General features: G+C 36.5%; 27 protein-coding genes and 3 pseudogenes. 19 read left to right on the top strand and 11 right to left on the bottom strand.

Annotated features, from left to right (window positions below; translation table 11 throughout):
- Positions 1–6: 6 nt before the first annotated feature.
- From LDX58_RS03315 to LDX58_RS03295, 5 genes are all read left to right on the top strand, one after another.
- Positions 7–213 (top strand): DUF1657 domain-containing protein, encoded by a 207-nt coding sequence (locus LDX58_RS03315; protein WP_227935404.1) that lies wholly within the window; start codon positions 7–9, stop codon positions 211–213.
- Between the two features lie 14 nt (positions 214–227).
- Entirely contained in the window at positions 228–1,088 is an 861-nt protein-coding gene (locus LDX58_RS03310) for a DUF421 domain-containing protein (RefSeq protein WP_227935403.1), read from the top strand.
- Between the two features lie 63 nt (positions 1,089–1,151).
- On the top strand, positions 1,152–1,445 hold the full coding sequence (locus LDX58_RS03305) for a DUF421 domain-containing protein (RefSeq protein WP_227935402.1): 294 nt from the start codon (positions 1,152–1,154) through the stop codon (positions 1,443–1,445).
- 16 nt (positions 1,446–1,461) lie between these two features.
- Positions 1,462–1,632, top strand: coding sequence for a YetF domain-containing protein (locus LDX58_RS26590; protein WP_372459083.1), 171 nt, complete (start codon positions 1,462–1,464; stop codon positions 1,630–1,632).
- A gap of 70 nt (positions 1,633–1,702) precedes the next feature.
- Complete coding sequence (locus LDX58_RS03295) at positions 1,703–1,861, top strand: hypothetical protein (RefSeq protein WP_227935400.1); 159 nt, start codon at positions 1,703–1,705, stop codon at positions 1,859–1,861.
- Between the two features lie 477 nt (positions 1,862–2,338).
- Here LDX58_RS03295 and LDX58_RS03290 read toward each other — a convergent pair whose 3' ends face one another.
- Positions 2,339–2,611 (bottom strand): DUF1294 domain-containing protein, encoded by a 273-nt coding sequence (locus LDX58_RS03290; RefSeq protein ID WP_227935399.1) that lies wholly within the window; start codon positions 2,609–2,611, stop codon positions 2,339–2,341.
- A gap of 692 nt (positions 2,612–3,303) precedes the next feature.
- On the opposite strand from LDX58_RS03290, the pseudogene LDX58_RS27030 reads away from it, so the two are divergent.
- Positions 3,304–3,884 (top strand): annotated as a pseudogene (locus LDX58_RS27030) (DUF421 domain-containing protein).
- Between the two features lie 193 nt (positions 3,885–4,077).
- On the top strand, positions 4,078–4,656 hold the full coding sequence (locus LDX58_RS03275) for a class I SAM-dependent methyltransferase (protein ID WP_227935397.1): 579 nt from the start codon (positions 4,078–4,080) through the stop codon (positions 4,654–4,656).
- Between the two features lie 462 nt (positions 4,657–5,118).
- Here the strand turns inward: LDX58_RS03275 and LDX58_RS26360 are convergent, their stop codons facing one another.
- The 3 genes from LDX58_RS26360 to LDX58_RS03260 all read right to left on the bottom strand — a co-directional run bounded on the left by LDX58_RS26360 (position 5,119) and on the right by LDX58_RS03260 (position 6,970).
- A complete protein-coding gene (locus tag LDX58_RS26360; protein WP_308017425.1) occupies positions 5,119–5,418 on the bottom strand; it encodes a hypothetical protein in 300 nt (99 codons plus the stop codon).
- Positions 5,419–5,552: 134 nt separating this feature from the next.
- Positions 5,553–5,882 (bottom strand): cadmium resistance transporter, encoded by a 330-nt coding sequence (locus LDX58_RS03265; protein WP_227935396.1) that lies wholly within the window; start codon positions 5,880–5,882, stop codon positions 5,553–5,555.
- A gap of 203 nt (positions 5,883–6,085) precedes the next feature.
- On the bottom strand, positions 6,086–6,970 hold the full coding sequence (locus LDX58_RS03260) for an SDR family oxidoreductase (protein ID WP_227935395.1): 885 nt from the start codon (positions 6,968–6,970) through the stop codon (positions 6,086–6,088).
- A 336-nt stretch (positions 6,971–7,306) separates the two neighbouring features.
- Between LDX58_RS03260 and LDX58_RS03255 the strand changes: the two genes are divergently transcribed.
- From LDX58_RS03255 to LDX58_RS03240, 4 genes and pseudogenes are all read left to right on the top strand, one after another.
- Complete coding sequence (locus LDX58_RS03255; protein ID WP_227935394.1) at positions 7,307–7,513, top strand: DUF1657 domain-containing protein; 207 nt, start codon at positions 7,307–7,309, stop codon at positions 7,511–7,513.
- Between the two features lie 94 nt (positions 7,514–7,607).
- Positions 7,608–7,889: pseudogene (locus LDX58_RS03250) on the top strand (SpoVA/SpoVAEb family sporulation membrane protein); the annotation flags it as partial.
- Between the two features lie 24 nt (positions 7,890–7,913).
- Positions 7,914–8,120: a DUF1657 domain-containing protein gene (locus LDX58_RS03245; RefSeq protein ID WP_227935495.1), complete on the top strand. Its 207-nt coding sequence runs from the start codon at positions 7,914–7,916 to the stop codon at positions 8,118–8,120.
- A gap of 486 nt (positions 8,121–8,606) precedes the next feature.
- Entirely contained in the window at positions 8,607–8,765 is a 159-nt protein-coding gene (locus LDX58_RS03240; RefSeq protein WP_227935393.1) for a hypothetical protein, read from the top strand.
- A gap of 787 nt (positions 8,766–9,552) precedes the next feature.
- Here LDX58_RS03240 and LDX58_RS03235 read toward each other — a convergent pair.
- Positions 9,553–10,116 carry an HPP family protein gene (locus LDX58_RS03235; protein ID WP_227935392.1) on the bottom strand — a complete coding sequence of 188 codons (564 nt, stop codon included), beginning with the start codon at positions 10,114–10,116 and terminating at the stop codon, positions 9,553–9,555.
- Between the two features lie 904 nt (positions 10,117–11,020).
- Here LDX58_RS03235 and LDX58_RS03225 point away from each other — a divergent pair.
- Genes LDX58_RS03225 through LDX58_RS03215 form a run of 3 tightly spaced genes read left to right on the top strand, consistent with a single transcriptional unit; the run spans position 11,021 to position 12,115 of the window.
- Positions 11,021–11,335 (top strand): hypothetical protein, encoded by a 315-nt coding sequence (locus LDX58_RS03225; RefSeq protein WP_227935391.1) that lies wholly within the window; start codon positions 11,021–11,023, stop codon positions 11,333–11,335.
- 52 nt (positions 11,336–11,387) lie between these two features.
- A complete protein-coding gene (locus LDX58_RS26585) occupies positions 11,388–11,807 on the top strand; it encodes a protein kinase domain-containing protein (RefSeq protein ID WP_372459081.1) in 420 nt (139 codons plus the stop codon).
- Entirely contained in the window at positions 11,798–12,115 is a 318-nt protein-coding gene (locus LDX58_RS03215; protein ID WP_227935390.1) for a hypothetical protein, read from the top strand. The genes LDX58_RS26585 and LDX58_RS03215 overlap by 10 nt, the downstream gene beginning before the upstream one ends.
- Before the next feature lie 392 nt (positions 12,116–12,507).
- On the opposite strand, the gene LDX58_RS03210 is transcribed toward LDX58_RS03215, so the two are convergent.
- From LDX58_RS03210 to ytvI, 4 genes are all read right to left on the bottom strand, one after another.
- Positions 12,508–13,464, bottom strand: a complete 957-nt coding sequence (locus LDX58_RS03210) for a calcium/sodium antiporter (RefSeq protein ID WP_227935389.1) — start codon at positions 13,462–13,464, stop codon at positions 12,508–12,510.
- Between the two features lie 130 nt (positions 13,465–13,594).
- A complete protein-coding gene (locus LDX58_RS03205) occupies positions 13,595–14,416 on the bottom strand; it encodes an EcsC family protein (RefSeq protein WP_227935388.1) in 822 nt (273 codons plus the stop codon).
- Positions 14,417–14,692: 276 nt separating this feature from the next.
- Positions 14,693–15,079, bottom strand: a complete 387-nt coding sequence (locus LDX58_RS03200; protein ID WP_227935386.1) for a sporulation protein — start codon at positions 15,077–15,079, stop codon at positions 14,693–14,695.
- A gap of 603 nt (positions 15,080–15,682) precedes the next feature.
- Entirely contained in the window at positions 15,683–16,798 is a 1,116-nt protein-coding gene (gene ytvI / locus LDX58_RS03195; RefSeq protein WP_227935385.1) for a sporulation integral membrane protein YtvI, read from the bottom strand.
- 477 nt (positions 16,799–17,275) lie between these two features.
- Between ytvI and LDX58_RS03190 the strand changes: the two are divergent.
- Positions 17,276–18,306: pseudogene (locus LDX58_RS03190) on the top strand (aldehyde dehydrogenase family protein); the annotation flags it as partial.
- A gap of 221 nt (positions 18,307–18,527) precedes the next feature.
- On the opposite strand, the gene LDX58_RS03185 reads toward LDX58_RS03190, so the two are convergent.
- Positions 18,528–19,061 (bottom strand): flavin reductase family protein, encoded by a 534-nt coding sequence (locus LDX58_RS03185; protein WP_227935384.1) that lies wholly within the window; start codon positions 19,059–19,061, stop codon positions 18,528–18,530.
- Between the two features lie 142 nt (positions 19,062–19,203).
- Positions 19,204–20,289 carry an LLM class flavin-dependent oxidoreductase gene (locus LDX58_RS03180; RefSeq protein WP_227935383.1) on the bottom strand — a complete coding sequence of 362 codons (1,086 nt, stop codon included), beginning with the start codon at positions 20,287–20,289 and terminating at the stop codon, positions 19,204–19,206.
- A gap of 314 nt (positions 20,290–20,603) precedes the next feature.
- Between LDX58_RS03180 and LDX58_RS03175 the strand changes: the two genes are divergently transcribed.
- From LDX58_RS03175 to LDX58_RS03160, 4 genes are all read left to right on the top strand, one after another.
- Positions 20,604–21,035, top strand: a complete 432-nt coding sequence (locus LDX58_RS03175) for a MarR family winged helix-turn-helix transcriptional regulator (protein ID WP_227935382.1) — start codon at positions 20,604–20,606, stop codon at positions 21,033–21,035.
- The gene (locus tag LDX58_RS03170; RefSeq protein WP_227935381.1) at positions 21,022–22,227 is read left to right on the top strand and encodes an MFS transporter; all 1,206 of its coding nucleotides are present in this window, start codon (positions 21,022–21,024) and stop codon (positions 22,225–22,227) included. Before LDX58_RS03175 ends, LDX58_RS03170 begins: the two co-directional genes overlap by 14 nt.
- 347 nt (positions 22,228–22,574) lie before the next feature.
- Positions 22,575–23,132, top strand: coding sequence for a DUF2179 domain-containing protein (locus LDX58_RS03165; RefSeq protein ID WP_227935493.1), 558 nt, complete (start codon positions 22,575–22,577; stop codon positions 23,130–23,132).
- 776 nt (positions 23,133–23,908) lie between these two features.
- The gene (locus LDX58_RS03160; protein ID WP_227935380.1) at positions 23,909–25,408 is read left to right on the top strand and encodes a bifunctional metallophosphatase/5'-nucleotidase; all 1,500 of its coding nucleotides are present in this window, start codon (positions 23,909–23,911) and stop codon (positions 25,406–25,408) included.
- Positions 25,409–26,041: the final 633 nt, after the last annotated feature.

Here is a 26,041-nt window from a genome sequence, read left to right as displayed (position 1 = left end):
GAAATGATGACAGTAGGAAGTCAGGTTCAAGGGTTACTTATTTCATTACAATCAATTGATGCGATCCTCTCATCGCTAGCAGTAAAAACAAAGGAGCAAGAAGCAAGGGAAGTATTTCACCAAAGCGCATTAAAAACAAGGACGGTTATTAAAGAAATTCAGAAAAGAAAGGGTCAAATTGAATTTGAAGAACCCGAGTACCAACAAACGTAAAAGGAGGTATTAACATGCAAGGTTGGATTGAGGTTGCACTTCGAAGTTTTGTTGCTTTTTTGTTATTTCTCGCAATTGCTCGTTTATTTGCCCGAAAACCTATTGGAGAGACCTCTCAATTAGAATTTGGTCTTATTGCCTCCGTTGCCGTCATTTTAGCAATTGGTTCAATTCAATTATCAATTCCTATTTCGCACCTGCTAGCGGCTCTTGTAATTTGGATTGGGGGAGCATTCGGAATCCTTATGTTTAGCTTGAAAAATGCAACATTTCGGTCCGCTATCTATGGCAAAGGGATCCCTATTATGAAGGATGGAAAAATTCTAGAGGAAAATATGAAGAAACAGCGTTTAACAACTGATGAGTTATTACGGAAACTTCGTACGAAACAAGTGTTTCAAGTAGCCGATGTTGAATTTGCTGTACTGGAAGGAAATGGCGAGTTAAATGTTCTTGTAAAAAAAGAACAACAGCCTCTTACTGCGAAAATGTTGCATCATCATGTACCACCCATTAAGGAACCAGAAACGGTTATTATGGATGGGAAAATCCTTCACGAACCCTTGGCTACAAGAGGATTAAGTCAAGAATGGTTAAAAACGGAGTTAAATAAAATGGATGCCATTGTTGAAAATGTCTTCATGGCACAAATAGACGAATACGGCCAGGTAACATTCGATTTATTTGATGATATTCTTCAAGTACCACAGCCAACCGAATTACCATTGCTTGAAGCAAGCATCAAAAAAGTACACGCTGATATGGAATTGTTTACCCTTGATACAGAAAATGTCCAGGCTAAAAAAACATATAAATGGTGTGCTGAACAAATGAAACAAGTTCACAATATGGTATCACCATTTATAAAATCATAGGTTATTTGGGTTAGTAGGAGGATATATTTCATCTTTTCATGTGATACCAAGGAGGAACAAACGTTGGAATATCTGATTTCGTTTGTTAAAGCACTAGGTATGTTTGCTGTTGGGCTTACAGCCTTCCGGATTATGGGCAGTCAAGCCGTTGGTAGATTAACCGATTTTGATCTAGTTGTGGCCATTGCCATTGGTGCGCTAATCGCTAAACCGCTATCAGATCCGGATTTAAATCCATGGATTTCAGTGGATGCTATTTTAGCACTCGTCATCGCCCAAATTGTTTTTAGTTGGCTGTCCCTTAAAAGTCTAGTCTTTGAAAGAATCATTGCAAAGAAAGCCTATCAAGGTGGTTGACAATGGTTCCATTATTATGAAAGGGTTACGTAAAGCAAGATTAAGTAAAAATGAATTGACCGAAGAATTACGAGTCAAAGGGTTTAGGTCCCCCTCAGAAGTCCAACAGGTTTTTTTGGAACCAAATGGTAAGATTAGTGTGTTCGAGAAATCAAACCAGGATCTGTCAAGCAAAGATAATGTTTAATTTTGCAATCTTTCATAAAATTAAAAATGTGAAAAAATCTATTTAATATCCCAATTGGGGGAATTTGTAAATGGTAACAAATTATGAAGTCTTTGTACGAGTACAAGTAAGGCATAAGCAAAAGGAATATGATATTGAGCAGCTTTTCAAAAACCCATTGATTCATCGACAAATTAAAGGTGATCAAGTATACACACCTTTAAATACCGAGAGATTATGGGGATATTAATTTAAAAATCTAAAATGCTTCTTGTATGTTTACGAGAATACAATATAGTTCCCTTTCCCTTCCTACCTAATTGTGAAATCTCAACTTGAAATAGCACAACAATAATTTGAAAATCAACAAGGAGATCTACCTTAAGTCTACTCTTGGAGGCTAAATCACCAAAAGCTTGTCCAAAAGATTGAATGATCACAAAAGTTAATTTCATTATCCCATCTAAAAACTATATTTAGGCGTTAAGGCAGCAGGCAACATGTTCTCAGCTGTCTTATTTTTAAAAAAGATAAGTCTTCTCTCACATTCATTAAGATTCTAATTCTTTCTATTTTGATCACTACCTTAGCAATTTTTTATTACGGGAATGATTTTATATTGCAATATATGAGGAAGGCTTACCGTAAATGCTTCCGCTTATTTTTTCGTCTTAAAAGTAATGTCGGTTTCTTTATCGATCGTTGCATTTGAAAGATACTTTTTGGTTCACCTATAAAAAATAGTCAGTAAAACAGCTACTGCACTTATGTTTATGATCGAAAGCAGAGGTAAACCATAGCTGAACTTTTTTTTCAGCTTTTTATGGCGAAACTTCTTAAGACCTAACAAAAGACCAATAGCACCACCAATATAACCTATTAAGAATAAATGTCTTTCTGGAATACGACGCATATCTTTTATAGCATAATGTTTATCTAATCCCATCATGCTAAAGCTGATAGCATTAATTATTAGTAGATAGAAAATAATAAATTCCATAATTTTTTTTATCTCCTTTACAAGAAGTCTTAATATTGTCTTAGGTCATATTAACATTTTTTTCCACAAAAACCAATTATCTATATAACATGATCCTCTTGAATAATTTCTCCAGATATTGTCTTTTATGACACCGTTCGACAGATTAACCTTATTGCTTAGGTTTGAGAAACGCTGAGCTTATTCCACACTCCTTTTGGTTCAGCCCTTCCCAACTTTATTGATACTATGGCTACTGCTGACTTCTGTCAGTTCAACATTCGTTTCCACATGATTTGCCGCCGACTTCCTTCAGATTCCGGGTTGCCCCAGAAACCCTTGTTTTAAGCTAGCTGTAAACACAGTTCGGAACTTGAACCCTAGAGAATGTGTGCATGCCTGGCGCGCAAGTAAAAGGAGAAGTGTTAGAAAAGCTTCTCCTCTCTTACCCTATATAAAAAATAAATTTGAGGAGATGATTCCTCTCGACGAAGAATACCTCTCGCCAAAAATTTGTGGAAGAACCATTCTTCCACTCCTATCACTAACGCAGAGGTAGGGAGATTGAAAATGGAACACCAAACCTCTAATCCAATTATCTACTTCACCACAAAAAACGAAAAGAACTCGTTCTCTCATGATAGTTGAAGTTGTGATGAAAATTTGAATAATGAAGATAGCAATTAAAGTAAATTATAAGGAGCAGTACAATTATGGATTTTATTTGGGAATCAATTTTAATGGTCATTTCTGGATTTCTCCTTCTCAGAATATCTGGACGAAAGTCTATTGCACAAATGACAATTACTACAACAATTGTGATGATCTCAATAGGAGCCATTATTGTTCAGCCAATTATAGAAGATAGTGTTACAAAAACACTAATTACTATAGCTATTTTTATAGGAGTACTTGTTTTTATTGAATACCTCCAAATGAAGTTTAATTCTCTTGAGAAATTTTTCACGGTAAAGCAATACCAGTTATTGAGAATGGTCAAATCAACACAAAAAATCTCAAAAAAATGCGTTTAACTATAGATAAATTAGAGATGCACATACGACAACAAGGAGTCTCAAATATTTCTGAAATAAAAAACGCAACAATAGAGCCGAATGGACAGTTAGGATACGAACTAATGCCAGATTCTAGACCATTAACTGTAGGGGAATTTAAAAAATTGATGGGACTAATGGTACAACAACAAAACCAGTCCCCTAATATTGATTGAGGACTTTTTTACGAAGTTATTAATAAAAAGCATGCCACCCCTAATCCTAATGATTTGAAGTAAGTTTCATTTTAGGGGTTTTTTAGGGGTCTTAAAGAAGGTTACTATCCTTGTTAAGAATCTTACCTTTTAATTACATTTATTGTTTGCAATGTATTAGATTAGTTATTTGTAACATAATAAAATCAGTTATTAACAATAATCGTTACACTACCCTAAATAAACAAAAACATTTTGAAAGTGCAGGTGCTTCTCATTGCAATTATCACCTAGAATTTACCATTCACTAATTAGACCAAAATGGACGACTAAAAAATATATTCATAATCATATTCGACAGTTTTTTGATTTTACAGATAAAAAAATACTCGATTTTGGAGCAGGTACCGGAGCTAATTGCACCTTATGTTCGCCTACTCACTATTACGGGCTTGACCCCGATTCCCACAGAATTAACTTTGCAAAAAGTATGTATCCTCATTATCAATTTGATGTTTTTACGGGGAATAAACTTCCTGCAGAGGATAATAGCTTTGATTTCATTTTAATCATTGCCGTACTCCACCATATTCCTCCAGAAACGATAAAATGTTATGTTAAGGAATTTAAAAGAATGTTAAAACCAGATGGAAAAATCGTTTTAATTGAACCTTGTTTTTTTAAAAAATCCCCGATTGGTAATTGGTTTATGAATTATTATGATAAGGGGGACTACATTCAAAGAGAAGACGATTATTTAAATTACTTTACTAAAGAAAATTTCCATTGTAATGTGCTAAAAAGGTTTAAAAAATGCTTTTTTTATAATGAACTTTATTTTACTGCTTCATTATAATTTCTTTAAAGTAACCTTTCTACTTGTGGTATATGATTTTATACACCGCCACAGTTATTACTTACACTAATCTGCATCTTTAATAAATAAGCGATAGGAGCTGCCGATAACGACAACTCCTGCTCTTTCGTCAAGCACCCCATTAACTAACGTAATGCACGATATTTGTACAAGAAAGTTAAATGCCGAAAAAGGCCCCGAACTTCTCTGTGAGGTTATGTCGGCTCAGATGATGAATAGACCAGCACCTTATGCTAAGAAGCTTAGTTCGATGTGTCAAAAGTACGACGTTGTGATGATTGCTGCTGAAATGGTAGAACAAATTAAAAAGACAAAGTAAACGATATAATCAGTACGGGTAATGGTAGGTATCATTACATACGTTGAAAACGGTAGAAACTCAAATCATACTGAATCCGTTCGTTCAACACAATTACCCATCTATTTTAGAAACTCCCAATGCTAGGTGTTCCCGAAGCCCTCTTCTACTTTCTCTACTAGTTCACTAGAACATTCGATAACCAAAACGACTTCTGATTTTTTTCCTTTGACTTCCCTTTTTCTTTTATGAACTACTTTAAAAATCATATAATCGATAATAAATCCAATAATAAATCCACTTGCTGCACCTATTAGCCCCCAAAAAATCGGACCCCAATCTAACCCGAGTCCAACATTTGCTTCAATAACAGAAAAGGCCGTTCCGATCGCAGCTTCCTTATCAAACAGGCTAACCCCATCTGCACGATGAAGCGTTATCAAACAATCTTCTTTCTTCTACTCGGTTAATAAGCGGTACAGCTAGAATCTTCTCTTTTTTCACCCCTATTTTTTTCCAATGAGGTAATAGCTAATTCAAGGTAAGTTGAATGCTCAAAGGTAGAAAAGATTTGCAATTATCTCACCTCATCTACTAATGCTGGTATTTTAACTCGATATTGTTGATACTGCTTTGTTAGAAATTTTCTTTGTTCACTTTTGAATAGCTTATTATTTTCAACTGTATTAACGTACGAATCGTAGACAGCAACCCCCATTACAGAAGGCATAACAGGAACCACTATAATACTAAGGATAGTAAGAATAGCTATGCCAAGATACTGACCAATAACAATATGATGATTTCTAAATTTAAAATTACGTTGAGAAAACAGCATCATCAAAATAAAAATGTCGTCCAAGTTGGTTGATGCAAATGCTATTGTTTCAGAAACTACAGCACCCAAACACTCATTAAACCACCAGCTCTCATAATCATTTAACATAATTTAATAGGATGAAATGGAGGAATTTGTGAAGGGTTTTTATCTTCAATTAAACTGCGTAGTTAGTAAAAAAACGTTCCTGCTAGTATTGCAGGAATGAACCCTTTACTATTGAAAAAATTCCCTCTTATTTTTTTAGACCTATTTCATTTTGTTTTTTTGTATTAACTGCTTGTTTTTAAGCCCCCATTAACATGAATTATTTGACCAGTCACATAACTCGAATCCTCGCTTGCTAAATAAACATATGCTGGAGCAAGTTCATAAGGCTGACCTGCTCTATTCATCGGTGTTGAATAGCCAAAGCTTAGCATATCCTCAGCCGGAAAACTTGAAGGAATAATGGGTGTCCAAATCGGCCCTGGCGCCACTCCGTTGACTCGAATCCCTTTACTAACTAAATCAAGAGCAAGGGAACGAGTAAATGTCACAATTGCTCCTTTTGATGTAGAATAATCGAGGTTTCCTCGTTGGCCTTCATAAGCCACTGCTGAGGCAGTATTAATAATTGAACTACCTTGCTTTAAGTAAGGCAAAGCTGCTTTTGTTAAGTAGAAGTATGAAAAAACATTAGATTGAAAAACTCGAAAAAGTTGCTTAGCGCTAATATCCGTTAATTGATCTTTTGGATAAGACTCGGCACAATTATTAACAATAATATCTACTTCCCCAAACAATCGTAATGTTCGATCTACGACTTCATGACTTGTTTGCTCTTGACCTAAATCCCCGGCGATGGCAAGACATTTCTGTCCCAATTGCTCCACACGCTGTTTCGTTTCAAGCGCATCAACATGTTCATTTAAATACACAATAACGATATTGGCCCCTTCTTTGGCAAATGCATAGGCAGTTGCTCGGCCGATCCCACTATCTCCCCCTGAAATAATAGCTACTTTCCCCTGTAGTTTCCCCGATGCCAGATATGCTGGATTCTCAGAGATTGGTCTTGGTGTCATGATCCATTCAAACCCTGGATGAAACGGTTGGTGCTGTGAAGGGAATTGAACAGGTATCTTTTCTGTTCTGATTACGTATTGCTGTTCCACTTTCTACTCACCTCTCGCCTATCTAACTGTTATTGGCTAATCTATGCCTAGAAAGTAATTTCTGTTCTTGTTTCTCTCCTATGCCGTATGTATACAAGGCTAATTATTTCTTTTAACTAACCATTATCAAATTATTCGTTAGTCTCTAACAATCTCTTGATTATTTCTTTTTGATTTTTATTACCAAACTAAAAAACTGCTATCAGTAAACTTAGTTTAATACAAAGCTACAGGAAAATATTTACAAAACTTATGACTAATAATTTACTGAGGATATCATCATGATAAAACGAAGCTATCACTTCAAAATCGGGTTAAACCAAGGAGGACATACAAATGACAGTAGCAGCAAAAATGAAACAAACAGTAGCGGGATTAAAGAGTGCACAAGCGAGCTTAGAAACGTTTTCACTTGAAACAGAAAATGAACAAGCAAAACAGCTTTTTCAACAAGCTGCTCAACAAACACAAGGAATCGTTGATGGCTTGGAGCCTCGTCTTCAGCAAATTGAAGAAGAAGAGCCTCAATATAAACAAGAATAAGCTATTTGGGTGACTCAAACAAAAAAGGTCTGGTCGCATGCTTTTACAATGCGGGCAGATTCTTTAGAGTCACCTTATCTTATATATAACCATTATGAATGTATTTAAATTAACACCTGCACACACGATGAGTGCGCTGGTTGTATCTGGTTCCGGTTTGATTGCTTAGAATTATATGAACCATTAATAGACTTTGCTGGTGCAGGTGCTACTGTATCTATTACAAGCTTAATTCACTTGTACATTGGGCTATGGCTGAAGCTTTGGTAATGTCTTGGTAAGTGTGATTACAGGTATTTTTGAAGTGACAAACGCCGGATTCCCACAGCAATGTATTTCTGGGTTTATCACCTTACTTGTATTTAAACTAAAAGGACAAAGAATGAAGGAGAATAGCAAAATGACAGTTGGAAGTCAAGTTCAGGGATTGCTTATTTCACTACAGTCAATTAATGCAACACTATCGTCTCTTACATTAAAAACAAATGAGCCTGAGGCATGGGAAGCTTTTCATCAGGGAGCATTAAAAACACGAAAAGTCATACAAGAAATTCAAAAAAGAAAGGGGCAAATAGAATTTGAAGAACCGCAATATCAACAAACATAGGAGAGGATTAAGAAACAAGTATGATTGAGGTTGGAATATATGATTTCGTTTGCTAAAGCACAAGTATGTTTGTTGTTAGGGTTTTAGCCTTCCGAATCATGGCAGTTAAGTCGTTGGCAGATCAACTAATTTTGATCTAGTTATTTCAGTTAGCCATTGGTGCGAGTTGGCTCTTCCCTAAAAGTATAGTCTTTGAAAGATCATTGCGGGAATGCCTATCAAAGTCGTTAAAAATGGTTCCATTATCATAAAAAGGTTACGTAAAGTGAGGCTACGCAAAAATATGAATTGAACGAAGAATTATGAGTAAAAAGATTAAAATCACCATCAGATTTTAACTTGAAAAATTAGTGTATTCGAAAATTCAAACTAGGACCTGCCAATCATAGGTAACGTTTAATTTCTTTAGAATTCTGCATAAAATAAAAAAACAGGAAGAAAATAGGATGTAATTTACATATTACCCACTTTGGAGGAACTAGTAACATGTTAACGAATTATGAAGTCTTTGTACCTGTAAAAGTAAGACATAAGCAAAAAATAGGTGATATTGAACAGCTTTTCAACAAACCATTGATTCATCGACAAATTAAAGGCGATAAGGTCTATATACCTTTAGACACAAAAAGACTATGGGGATATTAATTTCAAACGAAATAAATCCAAATTGATTCTTTCTTGATTCTTTCTTGTTTACAAGCATTCAAAATATTTTTCCTTCCTAACTACTGTGAAGTCTCAAATTTTCATTCTAGCCTTGCTCCTTGTCCCAAAATACTAACCCCCGCATCAGGTGAACGTTTTTTTAGATGCACAAGAAAATGAACATAACTATTCAGATTGAGGCGGAGTCCGTTGGCCCATCTCTTATAATCCAGGATGTATTCGTAATTTTTCTTGCAATAATCCAGCTTTCCTCTAAGAAAAATCAGCGAGGTTCAATCTACTACAGCCGTATCGATCCTGTTGGAGTAGAGTGACACGAAAGTCAAATCAGTCAATATGTCAAAACTTGCTTTATATGTCGTTTGTTTTTAACGACCACTCGTCATTGGGGTAACGTGGAAATTCATTGGTGACATTATAAATTCGAAAGTAACCCTGTCTCTTATTGTCTGAATTAGTTACTGTTAAAAATGAATAGTCCGAAACCACTTCATCTATTTAAAAGCCTCTCTGTAATACTTTCTGAATATTCTCACTTACATGTGCGGTCGGAGCCATTCATCACTCAGAAACCTTAACTTAAACTTATATACTAAAAATGGTTGAAACTTATAGTTATTAATGCAAAAAGGTTCCGACCTCCACCATTTTATTGTATGGGGTCAGAACTTAAACACCTGAAGTTAACATATAAAATGCTATCGAATATTACACATTCCATGGTTTCGTTTCATCCTCTCTCTCATGAAAGTTTAAAAAATGATTGTTACATCCACCTTTGAGGATAATTCCTAGTTTTGAACAAATTGTTATACAAAATAGATATGACAACTACTAGTATGGCACTAAAAACAACGGTTAGAAGAAACCCCCAACCAACTTGGGAATTAATTGCAACTACAGCACTTGCTGCAGCAGGTGGATGCATCATTTTTGTAATCATCATAAGTAATACAACAACAGCTAAAGTGATTCCAATTGTTATATGAGACCTTCCAAACAAATCCCAAATCGATAATGCTACAAAAGTTGAAAGTAAATGCCCGCCAATAATGTGGCGCGGTTGAGAAAACGGACCTTCATGCGCTGCAAAAACTAGTAAACAACTCGCACCTATAGGGCCTAGAGCCATCGGGTACCCAAGACTAACAGCTAGAAGGCTTATAATTGTCATTGCAATTAAGCCCCCACCAGCAGATACTAAAGAGTCTGAAAAGAGGACTGTACGATCTTGAGCACTAACCCCTTTCATTTTACTTAAATAGTGTGTAAAGCTCCATCCCTTTTCCAAACCAACAGCTTTTTTCATTTCTCCATTATCCAAAGACAAAAGCAAACCTCACCTTTCTTTCACACAAAAAAGTCAAGAGACTTGTTAGATTTATTCACATAAAATTCATTATAAAGGGATTTTTTAGAAAGGTAAATACAAGAGGGGGTAACTTATAAATCAATTGACTTAATTGATAACGGTTTACTATGTCTTTTTAGTTAGCCATCAAGAGAAAATAACGCATGTTTGAGTATACATGCACGGGGGATGATCCTACTCTATAGGAACATGCTGATAGGTTATCCTTTAAATCATTTGTAGTTTCTAGAAACTTTTTCAAATTGCCTTTTGCTTGATCATGTTCGTATTCCATAACAAAGATACATCTCTTCCGATTGGGAATAGAACTCCTTCTTCCCTTTCTGAATGTGGATCTAAATCATTAACTAAATCAGCAACTCCTTTCTGTAATTTTACGTCAGTGTTTTCTTAGCTGTAACCAATTTTCAAATGTCTTTAGCAACACTATATCGAAGAAGCTTTTAGGCTTTTACAGCAATAATTGAAGTCATTATAAAGAAAGAACTAGAAAGGATTTTTCATCAGATGTTGTAAAACAACATCCTACTGACATTGATGAATCTTTAAGAATTGCAGCTTTGATACTAAGTTGGGGAATTTACGGGGCTTCAGTGGATTGGCAACATAATAGCACTTTGTCACCAGAAGAATATATAAACTTGGCGATACTGTATATTACGCATGGAATGGATTTCCTAGTTTCAGAGGAAAGGTAAGTTCAAGAAATAAGCCCTACTACCATTAAAATTACAAATTTTTTTAACTCCCTATATCGAATTCAAATACAAGATACCTATCGCCATCCGAGATATCACATGCAACAAGTAAATAAAATTATGATATGATTTAGAAAATATTATTTTTTTATAGGAGTGAGGACATGGTGTTTGATGAGAGAGCAGCAATCCAACTGCGGATGCAACAAATATTTCAGGAACGTGAGAGACTACAAGATGAATATAAGGAATTGTTTTCTCGACTTAGAGAGATTGACCAGCTTGAAGGAACACAGGTCCCCGCTACTCCTCTTGAGATTGAAAAACCGAAGAGTAAATCGACTCAAGCGGGGGCTCATAATAATCCATCGCAATGGGAAAATATTGAGTTAGATGATAAAATAGAAGAAGAAGTTGATACGAAAGATTTTGACAAACGTATCGATCAATTACAGGAGTTTTTAGAGACTGAAACGTAAATTTACTCTACTGGAAATCACTAGGAGTCAGATTACAACTTAAAATGGTAGAATTTCAAAGCACATACTTCGCTTTATCGGTAAAGGAAGTTACGGGCAGGTCTATCTTGCTTTTGATCAGAAAAATCAAAATACGGTTGTTGTTAAACAGCATAGAGAGAGAAAAGATAATAATAGTAAAGAAATTCTTAAAGGTGAAGCAAAAACTCTTTCTTCTCTTAACGATCCATCGATTCCTATGTGTATAGATTTTTTTCAAGAAGACCAAAAATGGTTTCTTGTTATGGATTATATCGATGGCAGTAATGTTGAGGATCTTATTTTAAATAGCGGTCAATCATATAGCGAAAAAGAAAGTTTACAACTATTTTTACAAGTAATAGCAGTGGTTAAATATTTACACGAGAATCAGCTGATCCACCGCGATTTACGACTGCCTAGTATTATTTTTAAAAAAACCAAGTGTTTATAATTGATTTTGGTCTTGCTGTCTTTGGTGAAATGAATGAGGTTGCGGTTTCCACAACCGATGCATCTGAAAAGACATTGTTCAAAGAGCGGTCCTATAAAAGTGATTTCTATGCATTAGGGCACTTCCTTCTTTTTTTACTGTACTCCCAATTTCATCCTACCTCCCAAAAAGAACAAAGCTGGGAAGATGAATTAGTAATCAAAGCTGAAACCAGGGATATTATTAGAAAATTGCTGAGGATTAAAGGCAGCTTTAATCACATTGACGAAATTTTTCTTGACGTTGAAACGGTCATAAAGACGCTTTGAAAGTTCTACTGAGAGTGTAAATTTAAAACTTTAGGGAACCATTCTAAGCATTACCGTGGAGAGAAGTAACATAGGAATCAAGTGTAAAATCGCATAGATTTTATACTTGATTTTTTATATTCTATCAGCATCTGAATTAGTTACTTATTGGGACTATGTATGGGGGCACTTGTGTAATTAGGGGGTTAATTGCGGATTAAATCGATGCTCGTGTGATTTAAAAATAGTGAATCCTTTCCCAGTACGCTGCTATGACGACCTCTATTCTTAATTTGTATTTTCCCACAAAAAGACCTTGTAGAGCGAGAGTTTGCAGTACAGGGTCCAATTTCATTCATTTCTCTAGCTCAAATAGTCCTGCCTTTCTACCATGTATCATTCATTGCTATCGATTAATTTCTAATAATAATGTAAATCATATAGAGAATATAAGCGATTGCCAGAATGATCCCCTCAAACTTTCCAACTCTGAAGTTCGTTCTTGAAAACAGGAGTAATACAATCGTTATGATAATCATTAAGAAGACATCCACAAATATTTTACTGTCTACAGCAAGCGGAGAAATAACAGAAGCCGCCCCAAGAACAAAGAAAATATTAAATATGTTACTACCAACGATATTTCCGAGTGCAATTTCACTTTCTTTTCTAATTGCCGCCGTAATCGAAGTGATTAATTCAGGTAAGGAAGTACCAATAGCTATGATCGTTAACCCAACTAAGGTTTCACTCATTCCGAGCGAAATTGCAATCTCAGTGGCACCGTCTACGACTAAATCGCCGCCAAAAATAATGGCGGCAAGACCACCGATTGTAAATACGATATTCTTCCCCCATGAAGTAGCGACTGGATTTGAAATGCCACTCGTTCCTTTTTTTCGATCGCGTCTTGCAACTTCAAATATATAGTATAAAAAGACAGCAAAGAACAGTAATAAAATGAAACCGTCACTTCTCGTAATAAAATTTCCGCTTATTGATTGGAGAAATATATCACTTATTAAGATGAGTAGGGCAACTCCAGCTAATAACGTAAATGGAATTTCCTTCCTAATCGTTTCACTCTCTACTTTTAATGGATATAAAAGAGCTGTCACCCCAACAACAAAGGTAATATTAAATATATTACTTCCGACAACATTTCCAATTGCCACCCCTGCATTTCCTTCAAATGCTGCAACCATACTAACAGTTGCTTCAGGTGAACTAGTTCCAAACGCTACAATCGTCAAACCAATTAATAAAGGGGAAACCTGCAAAGCAGTCGCAATGCTTGAAGCACCTTTAACAAAATAATCAGCCCCTTTAATTAGTAAAACAAAGCCAATAACTAAAAGGATATAAGTCACGTTTATCCACCCCTATTCAAAACCATCATAAGATTAGTATATACAATCTAGCGTAAATTACCGAATCAGGATAAGCTATACAATGGCCGATACTTTGCATCTTAAATTCATAAAATTCCAATGTTTTTTACTATTTATCTTCTTCAAGTGGCTGTTTATCTAAAAGTGAAAGCTTTTCCATAATTCGTCGCTTTTTATAGAACATCTTTCCTGTTTCTCCAATATCACTAATCATAGACTTATTGATCAAAGAACCAAAAATCATTCCGGCAATGGGAATTACCTGAAATAACTTCTTCCACCCTAAGTTATCTCTGTACGTCATCATTACCTCTCTCCACCCTTGAACTTGTGATAATGTTTGATCATTATTCTTTAAATTATCATAAGCAGAAAGTTCGGTCAAAATTGCTTGTTTGCCAACAATATCTGAAGAAGAAAACTGAAGACATTTTACAATGAAAATTCTCTCTTTTTTGTCATTTGGATCATAGCCATAACTCAGGGCGATTTCTTGAAGAGTTTTCAATGAAATTCCAAGGATGATTGGGATATCGATCGTTAAAGTGAATATGCCTCCAATTCCAGTTGTGGCTCCTTGAGTCATAGCTACTTTCTTTCTCGAATGAATAATTTTATCGCTTACTTCGTCCATATGATCGATCGGTAGCTTGGAAATAAATTCCAGAGTTACTTCCTTTTCTCCAGTCTTTTCCGTAAAACGTTTAAACATACCTTGTTCGCTATATAAATAACGCCCCCCTGTTTGAAGATAACTTCCGATTTCATTAAGAGCTTGACCGATCTTATTATGAATAAACTGCGGTGTAAAGCGATCAAGTAACTTGAAAGGCAGACGCCCCATTTTTTCCCAAAACCACAGTCCCTTTTGCCCTGATTCCCAACTGTGAATATGGTTCAATTCCTTCATTAATTGTTCTTTTGTATCCATGGGATCCACCTATTAACCTTTCTCTCTTATCGTACTTATTGATTAATTCTTTATTGGAGAAACCACTTCTACCAGCTATTCAAAAACCTTACACTTAGATAGCCTAGCAATGGTCATTCCCTCTTTATTAAATTCTAAAACTATAATTGCTTTGCTATGCCTTTAAGTAAGAAAATGTTTTTTTAGACTGTTCTACGGCGGCACCGGTAACAATATCATTTTAGCTTCCCCGACTGTCCATTACAAAACAATGTCATTATAGACTCTACAGCTTTGTTAAATAATTTTTATATAATCCAAATCTGTACTGACAACCCCTTCATTAAAAGTAAGCTTCGTTCTAAAACCATATGAATTTTTATGGGTGGAAACTGGGGTATCAGCATCTAACTTAAAATTAAATGATAATTTTTCTTCCATGTCTTGATTAATTCGTTTTGCTACAGTTATTGTTTTAGTACTTAGAATCGTTTCCTCATTATTCATATGGTCAATTCGAATTAAATTGCTGTCAATCCGCTTGATTTGCTGTTCAACGATCCCACCTTTTATTAAAAAGTAACCGACAATCTCGTCACCGCGCTTAAAAGTTTCCTTAGGCAATATAAGATCAATTTGTGCAGAGCCTATTCCTATAAGTGATGCGTACTTTCTCAATATCAAAAGTAATCCTCCCTGTCCATTATCGTTATCGTATTTTCATATAAAATTCTAAATTACTATCACAAAAGTCAATTCTCAGAAGAAATTCATGAAATTCAAAAAATAAAAAACCTTTACCGCGACCGGCAAAGGTTTTTAAAATATAAAAGACCTTTACCATAACAGTAAAGGTCTTGCTAACAATGTTAGATTGCCAACAAAGCCGAGAGCAAAGAACTCTGTAGTGACGACTGTGTTGTAAAAGCTACTCCCCTTTAGGAATACTATTTAATTACTTTCATCGTAAGGGTTGCATCTACATTTGTCAATAATTACTTTCTTAGGAAAACCACTGAAAAAGATAAAAGTCAACCTTTTTCATAAGCCGTTCGGTTGAGAGGGTGAAAAAAATGAATCAATAACTTATTTAACAGATCGCATAAATTTATGCGGTCTTGCTAAAACAGGTGTTAATATGGCTGTTATTACACTTATTAATATTGCAAAACACTTGGTATAACAGTAGAAGAGACAAAAACCGGTGCGAATCCCGTCTCTAAATGGTATGTTTCTTATAGGTTTCTCCCTCTATTCCGAACCCGTTACCTTTTTCAGCTCCTCTTTTTAGGACTCTCCTTTTATAAAACGCCATATTCCTTCAAATACGTTAGCTTGGTAAAATGACAGGAGTAAAACTAAGATGACAGGACCAATGAACAGTCCCATAAAGCCGAATAATTGTAGCCCAGCAAATAAAGAAATTAGTGTCGCTAATGGGTTTAGACCTAAGCTTGATGAAAGTACTTTTGGTTCAGCCAATTGCCTTAGTGTAATCGTTAAAATATATAAGATTAATAAGCCAAATCCAAGAAAAAAATTGCCTGTTACCAAGCTATAACCAGCCCATGGAATTAAAATTATACCCGTTCCAAGATAAGGCAATAAGTCAACAACACCAATAATGAGAGCGATTGTTAACGGTTGCTCAACTCTCAAAATGAGAAGCCCAATAAAATTTAAAATGGCTGTCATGCTTATTAAAATTAACTGTGCGGTAAGGAATCCAACAACTTTTGATTTTAAATCTTGATACACATCACCAAACTGATCAAAAATATGAGGGGGTAGTTTATCTTTTACGTTTGCCTGGAGTCGATTCCAATCCTTGCTTATAAAATAAAGAGCAAGAATAATAAAAACAAAAACCGTTAGTGTGATCGGTAAAGCACCAACAAAGTGCGAGAGACTATTAGCGATGGCCTGACCTGCATTTCCAAGTATTGCGGCGAACTGACCGCCCAACTGCTGAATACTATTTTCAATTGCATTTTGTTGTGTCTCATCTAAGTGATCGATTAGCCCAATTCCTTTTACCCAAAGGGGAAAAAAGTGTTCATTTACATATGACTGGATATGAATCGAAATCCGTTCAATTTGGTTTGGAACAAGTCGAGATAAGTATTGGAATCCATCAATAAGTTTTATAATGATTAAGGTGAGCACTCCACCTACTAATCCAAATAAAAATAAAATACCCGTAAACACGGCTAGGATTCTCGGAAATCTCGCTGTTTTTTCAAAAAAACTCACGACTGGATTAATTAAGAACGCTAATGCTACAGCAATTAAGAATGGAAAGGTTAGCCACACAACATAATAAAAGATATACCAGCCAAGAACTAGCAATATGGCTACAATCAAAATTCGAACAATTACTTGAAACACCTTATTGTCAGACACTTATTCCCACCTCACTATTCACCATCGTTTTAAAAAAAAGACCTTACCAAAGGCAAGGGTCCTACAATCAAACATTGTCATGACCCTAAACACTTTTAGACAGTATTACTACGCTCATTTTAATTCCTTTTTTTTACTAAAGCAATCAATTATTTATTCAATAAATAGACGACGTTCCGTCTTAATCTCATCAGGTGTAAAACTCTATAAAAGTTCATTTAACTCTACTTTTCTAACATTTATAAAGTTAAAATGTATCAAGTACCTGTAATTATAAACAGTTTGACGATCTCTACTTTCAACAATCTTCTCCCCATCTCCAATTTGCGTTAACCTTGTCGCATCTGAGAAAAGATTCCTGCTCCCTCCAACTAAAAATTTATCATCAAGCCAATACAACTATTTCCTTTTATCAACAAAAGATTTTGACAATTTAGTTAAAAAGGTTGTAAGCTTTTTTGATTTATTGTACGTGCTAAAGCAATTGCCTCTACCTTCCGCGTACCTATAGGAGTGGTAGCTGCCATTACTCCATTTAACGCACCTCTTAACCTTGTTTGTCATAAAGTTGGACCAGCTTTTGCTGCAGGTAATAGCGTAATTCTAAAACCAGCTTCTCAAACAACATTGATTGCAACTAAATTAGTTAAACTTCTACTTGAGGCAGGACTTCCAAAAAATGCGATCAATTTGGTTATCGGGAGAAGAGAAGTAGGACAACAGATTGTCAAAGATGATCGTGTCAATGTAATCTCATTTACTGGTGGAACTGTTGCGAGTGAAAACATTTGTTCATTAGCTGGAATGAAAAAAGTTCTACTTGAGCTAGGTGGAAATGCTGCAACCGTTGTTCATGAAGATGCTGATTTACAGCGTGCTGCAAGCATGTGCGCAGCAACAGGTTCCAGTAATTCAGGGCAAAGTTGTATTTCTGTACAACGAATTTATGTTCACAAGCCAGTTGTAGAGAAATTCACTGCACTATTAAAAGAAGCTGTTGCAAAACTAAAAATTGGCGATCCTTTGCTTCTAGATACGGATATTGGTACTCTAGTTGATACTCGTAATGTAGACCGTATCGTAGAGTGGGTTAACGAAGCTGTTGAACTCGGCGCGGAGTTAATCTTAGGTGGTAAACAGCACGGTGCAACCGTTGAACCAACTATTCTATTAAATTCACCAAAAGCAGTAAAGCTGTATGTGAAGAAGTATTCGGACCAATTGTTAACGTGATTCCTTTTGACACGATTGAAGAAGCAATTGATGCGACAAATGACTCAGATTTCGGCCTTCAAGCAGGAATTTTCACGAATCAAATGGATGTTGCTTATAAATTTGCTCACGCCATTGAAATGGGCGGAGTTGTCATTAATGGTACATCCAACTTCAGACTTGACCACTGGCCTTATGGTGGCGTGAAAAACAGCGGAATCGGTCGTGAGGGTCCACGTTTTGCGATTGAAGATATGACTGAAACAAAAATGATCGTTTTACGACTTCCTGAATAATAAATAAACAGACTAATAGAGCAGCGTTAGAATAAGTGGCTGTTTTATAATAGTCCAAGCTATAGAAAATCACCCCTCTCTTCTAGTAAGAGAGGGGTGATTTTTCTTATATTAATGAGTATTCCTCAAAAGTGAAACACTTTAAACTACCTGCCTACTATTCCATATTAAATTAAATTAAATTAAATTAAATTAAATCAACCCATACCCGTAGCTAAATTTCAATTATGATCAAACCCAACTAAAGGAACGATTGCATTCTCTGGTACACCACCTTCGCGTTCCATTAAGTGATTTACGGTAAGGCTCCGCTTTTCTGGATGAAGAATTTCAGCGGCTAAGACATTACCGATAACGATTAGGAAATCGCGGTTATCAATCATTTGGACAACCTCACAATCAAAATAGGCTTGAGCATTTTTAAAGATTGGACATCCAGTTTTCATATATATGAATTCCTCTTCGCCCATTGACGCAATATCCTGATCACCAGAAAAAAAACGATCTATCAAAGACTCTTGGTCCTCAGCTACCATGCTAAGGGCAAATTTTCGGCCACGTGTAACAATCTCTGCCCCCTCCATCTCCTTAGGAAAACAAACGAGCATTTGTGGTGGTTCATGCGAACATTGAGTCACCCAACACCCATTATGAAAATGGGTCCTCTTACCATCTGTAGTCGATATAAAGAACGCTCCTCGCAGACGCTGATTGTAAACGTCTTCAACGTGATCCAATTTTGATTTTGTATCCATCTTTTAAATACCTCCAAAAGGGATTTCTTCTATCTTACCGCAAAACATGACGATCTAATAATGAGTTGCTTAGGTTTATCACCTTTATTGACAAGTTGACAAAAGCTATTGCTCTGTCATTTAGATTGTTTACAGGTAAAAGTTAATAATCATCCAAATAACAAGGATTAGAAAAGACCAAACTTTCAACTTCCCATCTAAATGTTTCTTCTCGAACCTTTGGTGCCACTTCTTTTCCTAACAGTTCAATCGCTTTCATCACATCATCATGAGGCATTGAACCAACCGGTACGTGCAACATAAAACGTGTGATGCCGACATTCTTACGCAGGTGTATGATTTTCTTGGCAACCGTATTCGAATCGCCTACATATAATGCTCCTTCTAAGCTGCGAGCAGCATCGAAGCTGGTTCGGTCATAGGGTCCCCATCCACGCTCTCGCCCTAATTTGTTCATAACTTGCTGGGTCGAAGGAAAAAATTTGTCAGCTGCCACTTCTGTATCCTCCGCAATAAAACCGTGCGAATGTGAGGCAACTGATAACTTCGATATGTCATGGCCTGCTTGTGCTGCCGCTTTCTTATAGAGCTGCACAAGCGGCTCAAACTGCAGTGGACGGCCGCCAATAATCGCTAGAACGAGTGGCAATCCAAGGAGGCCTGCACGGATGACGGATTCGGAGTTACCACCACTGCCAATCCAAACAGGTAAAGGATTCTGAACTGGGCGTGGATATACCCCGAGATTTTCAATTGCCGGACGATGCCCACCTCTCCAGGTCACTTTCTCGGAATCACGTATTTTCAACAACAACTCCAGTTTCTCATTGAACAACTCATCGTAGTCTCTTAAGTCATATCCAAACAGTGGAAAAGATTCAATAAAAGAACCCCGACCCGCCATAATCTCTGCTCGCCCGTTCGAAATCGCATCGAGCGTAGCAAAATCCTGAAACACGCGCACAGGATCGGCAGAAGAAAGCACCGTTACCGCACTTGTTAATCGTATCCGTTTCGTTCGCGATGCAGCCGCAGCCAGCACAACTGCAGGAGAAGACGCCGCAAAATCTTCGCGATGGTGTTCACCTACGCCAAAGACATCCAACCCTACCTGATCCGCTAGTACAATTTCCTCGACCACTTCACGTATTCGTTGTGCGTGACTGATCACCTCACCGGTTTCAACATCCGGCGTTGCCTCTACAAACGTGCTCACACCTATTTCCACAAAATTCCCTCCACTTTCCTGTCTTGATCTAGCACAAAATTAAATTCATTAACGACAATAGACACACTTTTATTCCTAAGCTAATCTTTCTATAAACGCTGTCAATAATCAAGTTAATTGACTCATCATTACCTTTTAATATAAAACCTCGAGATTAACGGAACAGCACCCTCTATCCAAAGAACACGAATGCAAGCACTAGGGGTCAGTAACTTAATCTAGGTCATTAAGGGGTTTACTTTAAGCTTTAACCTTAGTATAATTGGTTCAATAATTACTTACCTAGGTAAGTAATATAGAGAGGATATCATACAATGGATACGAGTAATCTTCTGCATACCTTAAATCAAAAAGTACGGCTATTATCAAAGGAAGTAAATGAACGGTTGCAGGAATATGACCTATACATGTCTCAATGGACCATTCTCTACATCCTCAGTCAAAAGGGACCGATGACCCAAACTGGTATTTCGCAATACCTTAAAGTCGAGGCACCGACAGTGACAAGGACGCTTGTTCGAATGGAATCAAGTGGCTGGATTATTAGAAAATCAGGAAAAGATAAACGCGAGCGAACCGTAGAATTAACAGAAATGGCAAAGGAAAAATTCCCATTAGTGAAAAAGTCTATTGAATACTTCGACCAACAATACGTCGGTCAATTATCAGAACAGGAACAACAACAGCTCCAGCGTCTCTTGGAGAGGTTAGGGACCACAAGGAGTGATCTAGATGAAAACAAATAAGAAACCGATTTGGACAAAGAACTTCCTGAGTATTGCTTTTGTAAATTTAATTGTCTTTATTATCTTCTACGCATTATTAACTACCTTGCCTATTTATGTGATTTACGACTTGGAAGGAACAGAAGCACAGGGCGGCCTGGTTGTTACAATCATGCTCTTAGCTGCCATTATTATGAGGCCATTTTCAGGAAATTTACTAGAACGATTTGGCAAAAGGAAAGTACTTTTAATTAGTACCTTAGCATTTGCAGCAACGTCATTTGGGTATATCTGGGTAGAGCAATTCATACCGATGATGATCTTGCGCTTTATTCATGGTTTATCTTTTGGAATTTTGACTACAGCTACATCAGCAATCGCTGCAGATATAGTGCCCAATGAACGGAAAGGAGAAGGGCTTGGTTATTTTACAATGTTTATGAATCTAGCCGTAGTCGTCGGACCATTTTTAGGGCTTACACTCATCCAATCCATTTCGTTTCAACAATTGTTTTTTATCCTCAGCGCTTTCGTACTAATCAGTGTAATCTGTGCTTTCCTAGTAAAGCTAAAGGATACAGCAACACCAACCAACTCTTATAGAAAAAGAAAACTGTCAATTGATGACTTTTTTGAACTGAAGACGATGCCTATCGCATTAATAAGCTGCCTAGTCGCATTTGCATACGCTGGCATTCTATCCTATATTTCAGTTTATGCGCTGGAAATTGGACTAGAAAAGGTATCTGGATACTTCTTTCTTGTATTTGCTATAACTATGCTTGCCACCAGACCATATTTAGGTCGGTTATTTGACCAGAGTGGACCAAAAGTTGTTATTCTACCTTGCTTAGTTATGTTCGCTATCGGCTTTATGATCCTGAGTGTTTCAGAAACAGCTTTTCTATTTTTAATTTCTGCTGCAGTAATCGGAATAGGGTACGGGTCTTTGTTACCTTTTTTATTGTCATTGTCCATTCAATTTGTGCCTGCACATCGAAATGGCCATGCAACGGCAACGTTCTTTACATTGTATGATACAGGACTCGCAGCAGGAGCTTTCGTTTTAGGAATAGTCGTCCCCTATACAGGGTTTTCAAACCTATTTATCTACCTTGCCGGTTTTGTATGTATCATTACCATAACCTTCTATGTCTTGATCAATCGTTTGCAAGCATCAAGAGAAACGATGAACCTTAAAAAGAGAAGTTAATTGCCTAAATAAGAATTCTGTCGCCTTAAACATCAATATGATACTAATGTTACTGTCAAAAAAGTTGTATCTTCACGGTTTTGACAGTAACTTGATTATAGAATGTACGGTCTAATCATTTCTTGAAGTTACCGATCATAGCAAACCTCATAATCAACATTCAATCAAGAAGTTACATGCATTTAAATTTAAAATCAAAACACCTTTGAAATTTCCTTCCTCTTCTCATTCCCTTAATATAAACCTACAAGGTCAGAATCACACTGCTCCGTAAAAATGACTAGCTTCAGCAATAAAATCTTGTTACACTACATAAGTTGAAAATTTTTTAGGGTGAAGGTGATATGATGCTTCAAGCACTTATCATTTTCATTGCCCAACTGTTATTTGTTCCAGTATTAACATTGAGAACAATTACGATGGTCAAGGGAATGAAAGAAAAGGCTGCTGCTCTCGGGATGCTCGAAGGAATCATCTACGTTATTACACTTGGAATTGTTTTTAGTGATTTATCGAATTATTTAAACATGATTGCCTATGCGTTAGGTTTCGGTATAGGTTTATATATTGGTCAAATCATCGAACAAAAGCTAGCTATTGGCTTTGTTTCGATCGAAGTGAATATCTTGAATAAAAACGAAGAATTAACGAATCACTTGCGAGATGAAGGCTTCAGTGTATCAACGGCAGAAGTTGAAGGAATGAATCAAGCTCGGAGATATCGACTTGATTGTACAGCTAGACGTGACCGCGAAGGTGAATTTATAAAAATTGTTAGTACGTACGAACCGAGTGCCTTTATCGTATCCTATGAACCTCGTAATTTCAAAGGTGGATACATCACAAAGGCAATGAAGAAAACGAAAAATAAGCATGTAAAAAGCAAGGTTCATACTTCCTCATAAAAAAGGTGTCCTAATGGTCTAATATTGACCTATGGGACACTTTTTTTATGAGGCATAGTTCACTTGTTTCTGCTGGTAACAAACTAAGTTTAACGGGAACTTGGTCGCTCCAGAGCGATATTTTGGGATGGTGACCCGCATGTTCGATAAGAAGATATGAATTGAAAAAATACTGATCAATTACCAATTACAACGATTGCCCCCACTCTAACAACTTTTCTTTTATATTTTATTCTTTGTTCTCTATTTGACTATGATTCTCTACACAAGGGAAGCAAATAAGTACGCCTTCCTTATGAATAACCCCATTTAAAAAACCACTAATACAAAAAATCGTTCTTCCACAATGAGAACACTTGCCTACTTTTTCTTTCATTAAAAACACTTCACTCCTTTTTCCGAAGGTACCTGATCATTTGTCACCGTATATTATACTCTTTTTTCGTAAGGAGGAAACGTCACAGTAATTGCTGATAGAGCAAGCCAATTGGGTTAAGAGGAGAGCAATTTTTTTATCCCAGCTAAGATTGCTAATTCTTTTAACGCCGTTCACTATTAGGCAAGTAAGGCTTCATCAATAATATGTTCACGTCCTATATTTTAATAGATACAATTGACTTCCCCATTATGATTATCCTTAGAGCTACTTACCCCAGACCGTTTGTACCCTAAAGATTTTCTCATTCTTCAGCCACACTTTTTAACCAACTCACCTAGTTTACATACTTTTATGACACATGGGAAAACTAAACCATACATTATTTGGAGGGTTTCCCATGCAATTAAACAAGAAGAAGAGATGGATCGTTTCTTTTCTTTCAATCATTTTTCTTTTAGTAGGTCTACCTGAATACAAGCATGTCTCTGCTGATAATAACATTGTAACGATAACCATTTTACACACGAATGATCTCCATGCGAAGATTGATGATTTTGGTAAAATGGCTGCTTATATCAAAGCGGAACGGGAAAGAAATAAGCATACTCTTTACTTAAATGCAGGAGATTTCTTTAGTGGAAATCCTGTCGTAGATTTGAATGACGGTAAACCAATGATTGAGCTGATGAACAAGCTCAATCTTAATGCACATACGATTGGAAACCATGAGTTTGATTATGGGCAAGAGCATTTTGCCGCTCGTGTAAAACAATCTACCTTCCCTTGGTTAAGTGCCAATACAAAAGTGGTCGATGATGCTATTCCGATCAAACAGCCTAAGCCTTATCAAATTTTTGACATCTCCGGACTTAAAATCGGCGTTTTTTCATTAACTGAAAATCCTCCATCAGCCGCTCCAGCAGGGAAAATTGGCCTGAAGTTTTTTGACTATGTCGAAACAGCTAATAAATATCGCTCCCTAGCAGATGAAGTCGATCTTTTAATCGCGCTTACCCATATCGGCTACAAGGCCGATCAACTGTTAGCAGAAGAAGTTGACTTTTTTGATCTTATTATTGGCGGACACACACATACCGTTATCGAAGAACCTGTGATCATTAACAGGACACCAATTACTCAAACTGGTAGTAACGGGAACAATATTGGTCATATTACGCTAGATTACAACAAAATAACAGATGAAGTCGCTGTCACTGGTTTCTTACAAAGTGTTAAGGAGTTAACAGAAGTAGACAAAGACGTTCAACAATTAGTGGAACAATACAAGTCAGAGACGGATAAATGGTTAAACAAAGAAGTTGCCCGCACGAACACCGGTTTATACCGAGAGAATCGCGATCAAATGGATGTTTCACTCGGGAACTTCTGGACAGATGCGATGCTAAATCAATCCGAGGCGGATGTTGCTCTAATCAATAATGGCAGCATCCGCGCAAGCATTGATCCAGGGATGGTTACAACAAATGATATTTACACAATCGAACCCTTCTCAAATGAAATGATTGAAATTCACATGACTGGTCAAGCGATTAAAAATGTAATTGATTACTCATATCAACGCGAAAACAAGATAGATCTGCAAATTGCTGGATTCACCTACAAAGTATTAACAGACGAAAATGGCGCATTAATTCAGACGGAAGTATATGATAATGGACAGCCTATTGATTTGGAAAAAATTTATGTCGTTGCCGTATCTGACTTTCTCGCTACTGGTGGTGATGGCTATGAGTTCGTTGGTGATGTCAAAAAGAAGAAAGCTGGTTTCATCACGAATGCAATGCTGATCTATGCCAAACAATTAATGAAAGCGGTTGGTACTGTTGATTATGAAGCGACAGAAGGTAGAATAAGCGTGGAAGTTGTTGAAGAGTGAGGATTTTGTGCCCTTGACTTAACGCATATCTGTTTCATCAACTAGAGTACTCATCGTAATAAGAACTCTATTAAACGAAAATCGCTCACAATTGCACAAGCTTTAAATTTATCATATAAAGAACACCTACAATTGCACGAGTATCGGATTTATTGCACGAAAATCGACTGGATATGTTCAACACACATTTTGCGGTGCCTAACCTCACCAATTAAACGCATCGTCCAATTGGGACGCAGACGCCCTTTTCGGAGAGTCGTTATGATCGACTTTTCTTTCTTTTTATCTAGGATTGCTCTCTCGTAAAAAACGAGTAAACTTCAGGTGATAACCACTCCTGCTGAAAAAAGAAAATGCCCATTTTTCATCGTTTTGAAAAATAATTTTCATTACGATGAAAAATAGGCGCTTCTTTTGGTAGTTCTCTGCTATTTTATTAAGTTAACGCAGTAAGCCCTCTCTAAAAGAACAATGAGAAACAGAGTCCAGCCGTACACCTCTTCCACTAGTTAAATTTTTTAAAGAAAGGAAGTTGAGCTTACCTACCCCTACCCCTACCACTTAATCGAAAGGAACTGAAAAAGGTACGATTTTCACCTTTTTCAGTGGCCTTTAAGCAATGAGCGGAACGGT

Origin of the sequence: Alkalihalobacillus deserti (assembly GCF_020734105.1) — a bacterium.
Lineage (GTDB): Bacteria > Bacillota > Bacilli > Bacillales > Bacillaceae_D > Halalkalibacter > Halalkalibacter deserti.
This window is presented reverse-complemented; position numbering and strand designations above follow the sequence as displayed.

What these genes read in the sequence shown, in the direction of transcription:
- LDX58_RS03205 (WP_227935388.1), bottom strand. Translation starts at nt 14,416, where the DNA reads ATGGATACAAAAGAACAATTAATGAAGGAATTGAACCATATTCACAGT.
- LDX58_RS03310 (WP_227935403.1), top strand. Translation starts at nt 228, where the DNA reads ATGCAAGGTTGGATTGAGGTTGCACTTCGAAGTTTTGTTGCTTTTTTG.
- LDX58_RS03165 (WP_227935493.1), top strand. Translation starts at nt 22,575, where the DNA reads ATGCTTCAAGCACTTATCATTTTCATTGCCCAACTGTTATTTGTTCCA.
- LDX58_RS03170 (WP_227935381.1), top strand. Translation starts at nt 21,022, where the DNA reads ATGAAAACAAATAAGAAACCGATTTGGACAAAGAACTTCCTGAGTATT.
- LDX58_RS03315 (WP_227935404.1), top strand. Translation starts at nt 7, where the DNA reads ATGACAGTAGGAAGTCAGGTTCAAGGGTTACTTATTTCATTACAATCA.
- LDX58_RS03175 (WP_227935382.1), top strand. Translation starts at nt 20,604, where the DNA reads ATGGATACGAGTAATCTTCTGCATACCTTAAATCAAAAAGTACGGCTA.
- LDX58_RS03240 (WP_227935393.1), top strand. Translation starts at nt 8,607, where the DNA reads ATGTTAACGAATTATGAAGTCTTTGTACCTGTAAAAGTAAGACATAAG.
- LDX58_RS03290 (WP_227935399.1), bottom strand. Translation starts at nt 2,611, where the DNA reads ATGGAATTTATTATTTTCTATCTACTAATAATTAATGCTATCAGCTTT.
- LDX58_RS03160 (WP_227935380.1), top strand. Translation starts at nt 23,909, where the DNA reads ATGCAATTAAACAAGAAGAAGAGATGGATCGTTTCTTTTCTTTCAATC.
- LDX58_RS03295 (WP_227935400.1), top strand. Translation starts at nt 1,703, where the DNA reads ATGGTAACAAATTATGAAGTCTTTGTACGAGTACAAGTAAGGCATAAG.
- LDX58_RS03245 (WP_227935495.1), top strand. Translation starts at nt 7,914, where the DNA reads ATGACAGTTGGAAGTCAAGTTCAGGGATTGCTTATTTCACTACAGTCA.
- LDX58_RS26590 (WP_372459083.1), top strand. Translation starts at nt 1,462, where the DNA reads ATGAAAGGGTTACGTAAAGCAAGATTAAGTAAAAATGAATTGACCGAA.
- LDX58_RS03185 (WP_227935384.1), bottom strand. Translation starts at nt 19,061, where the DNA reads ATGGATACAAAATCAAAATTGGATCACGTTGAAGACGTTTACAATCAG.
- LDX58_RS03255 (WP_227935394.1), top strand. Translation starts at nt 7,307, where the DNA reads ATGACAGTAGCAGCAAAAATGAAACAAACAGTAGCGGGATTAAAGAGT.
- LDX58_RS03225 (WP_227935391.1), top strand. Translation starts at nt 11,021, where the DNA reads ATGGTGTTTGATGAGAGAGCAGCAATCCAACTGCGGATGCAACAAATA.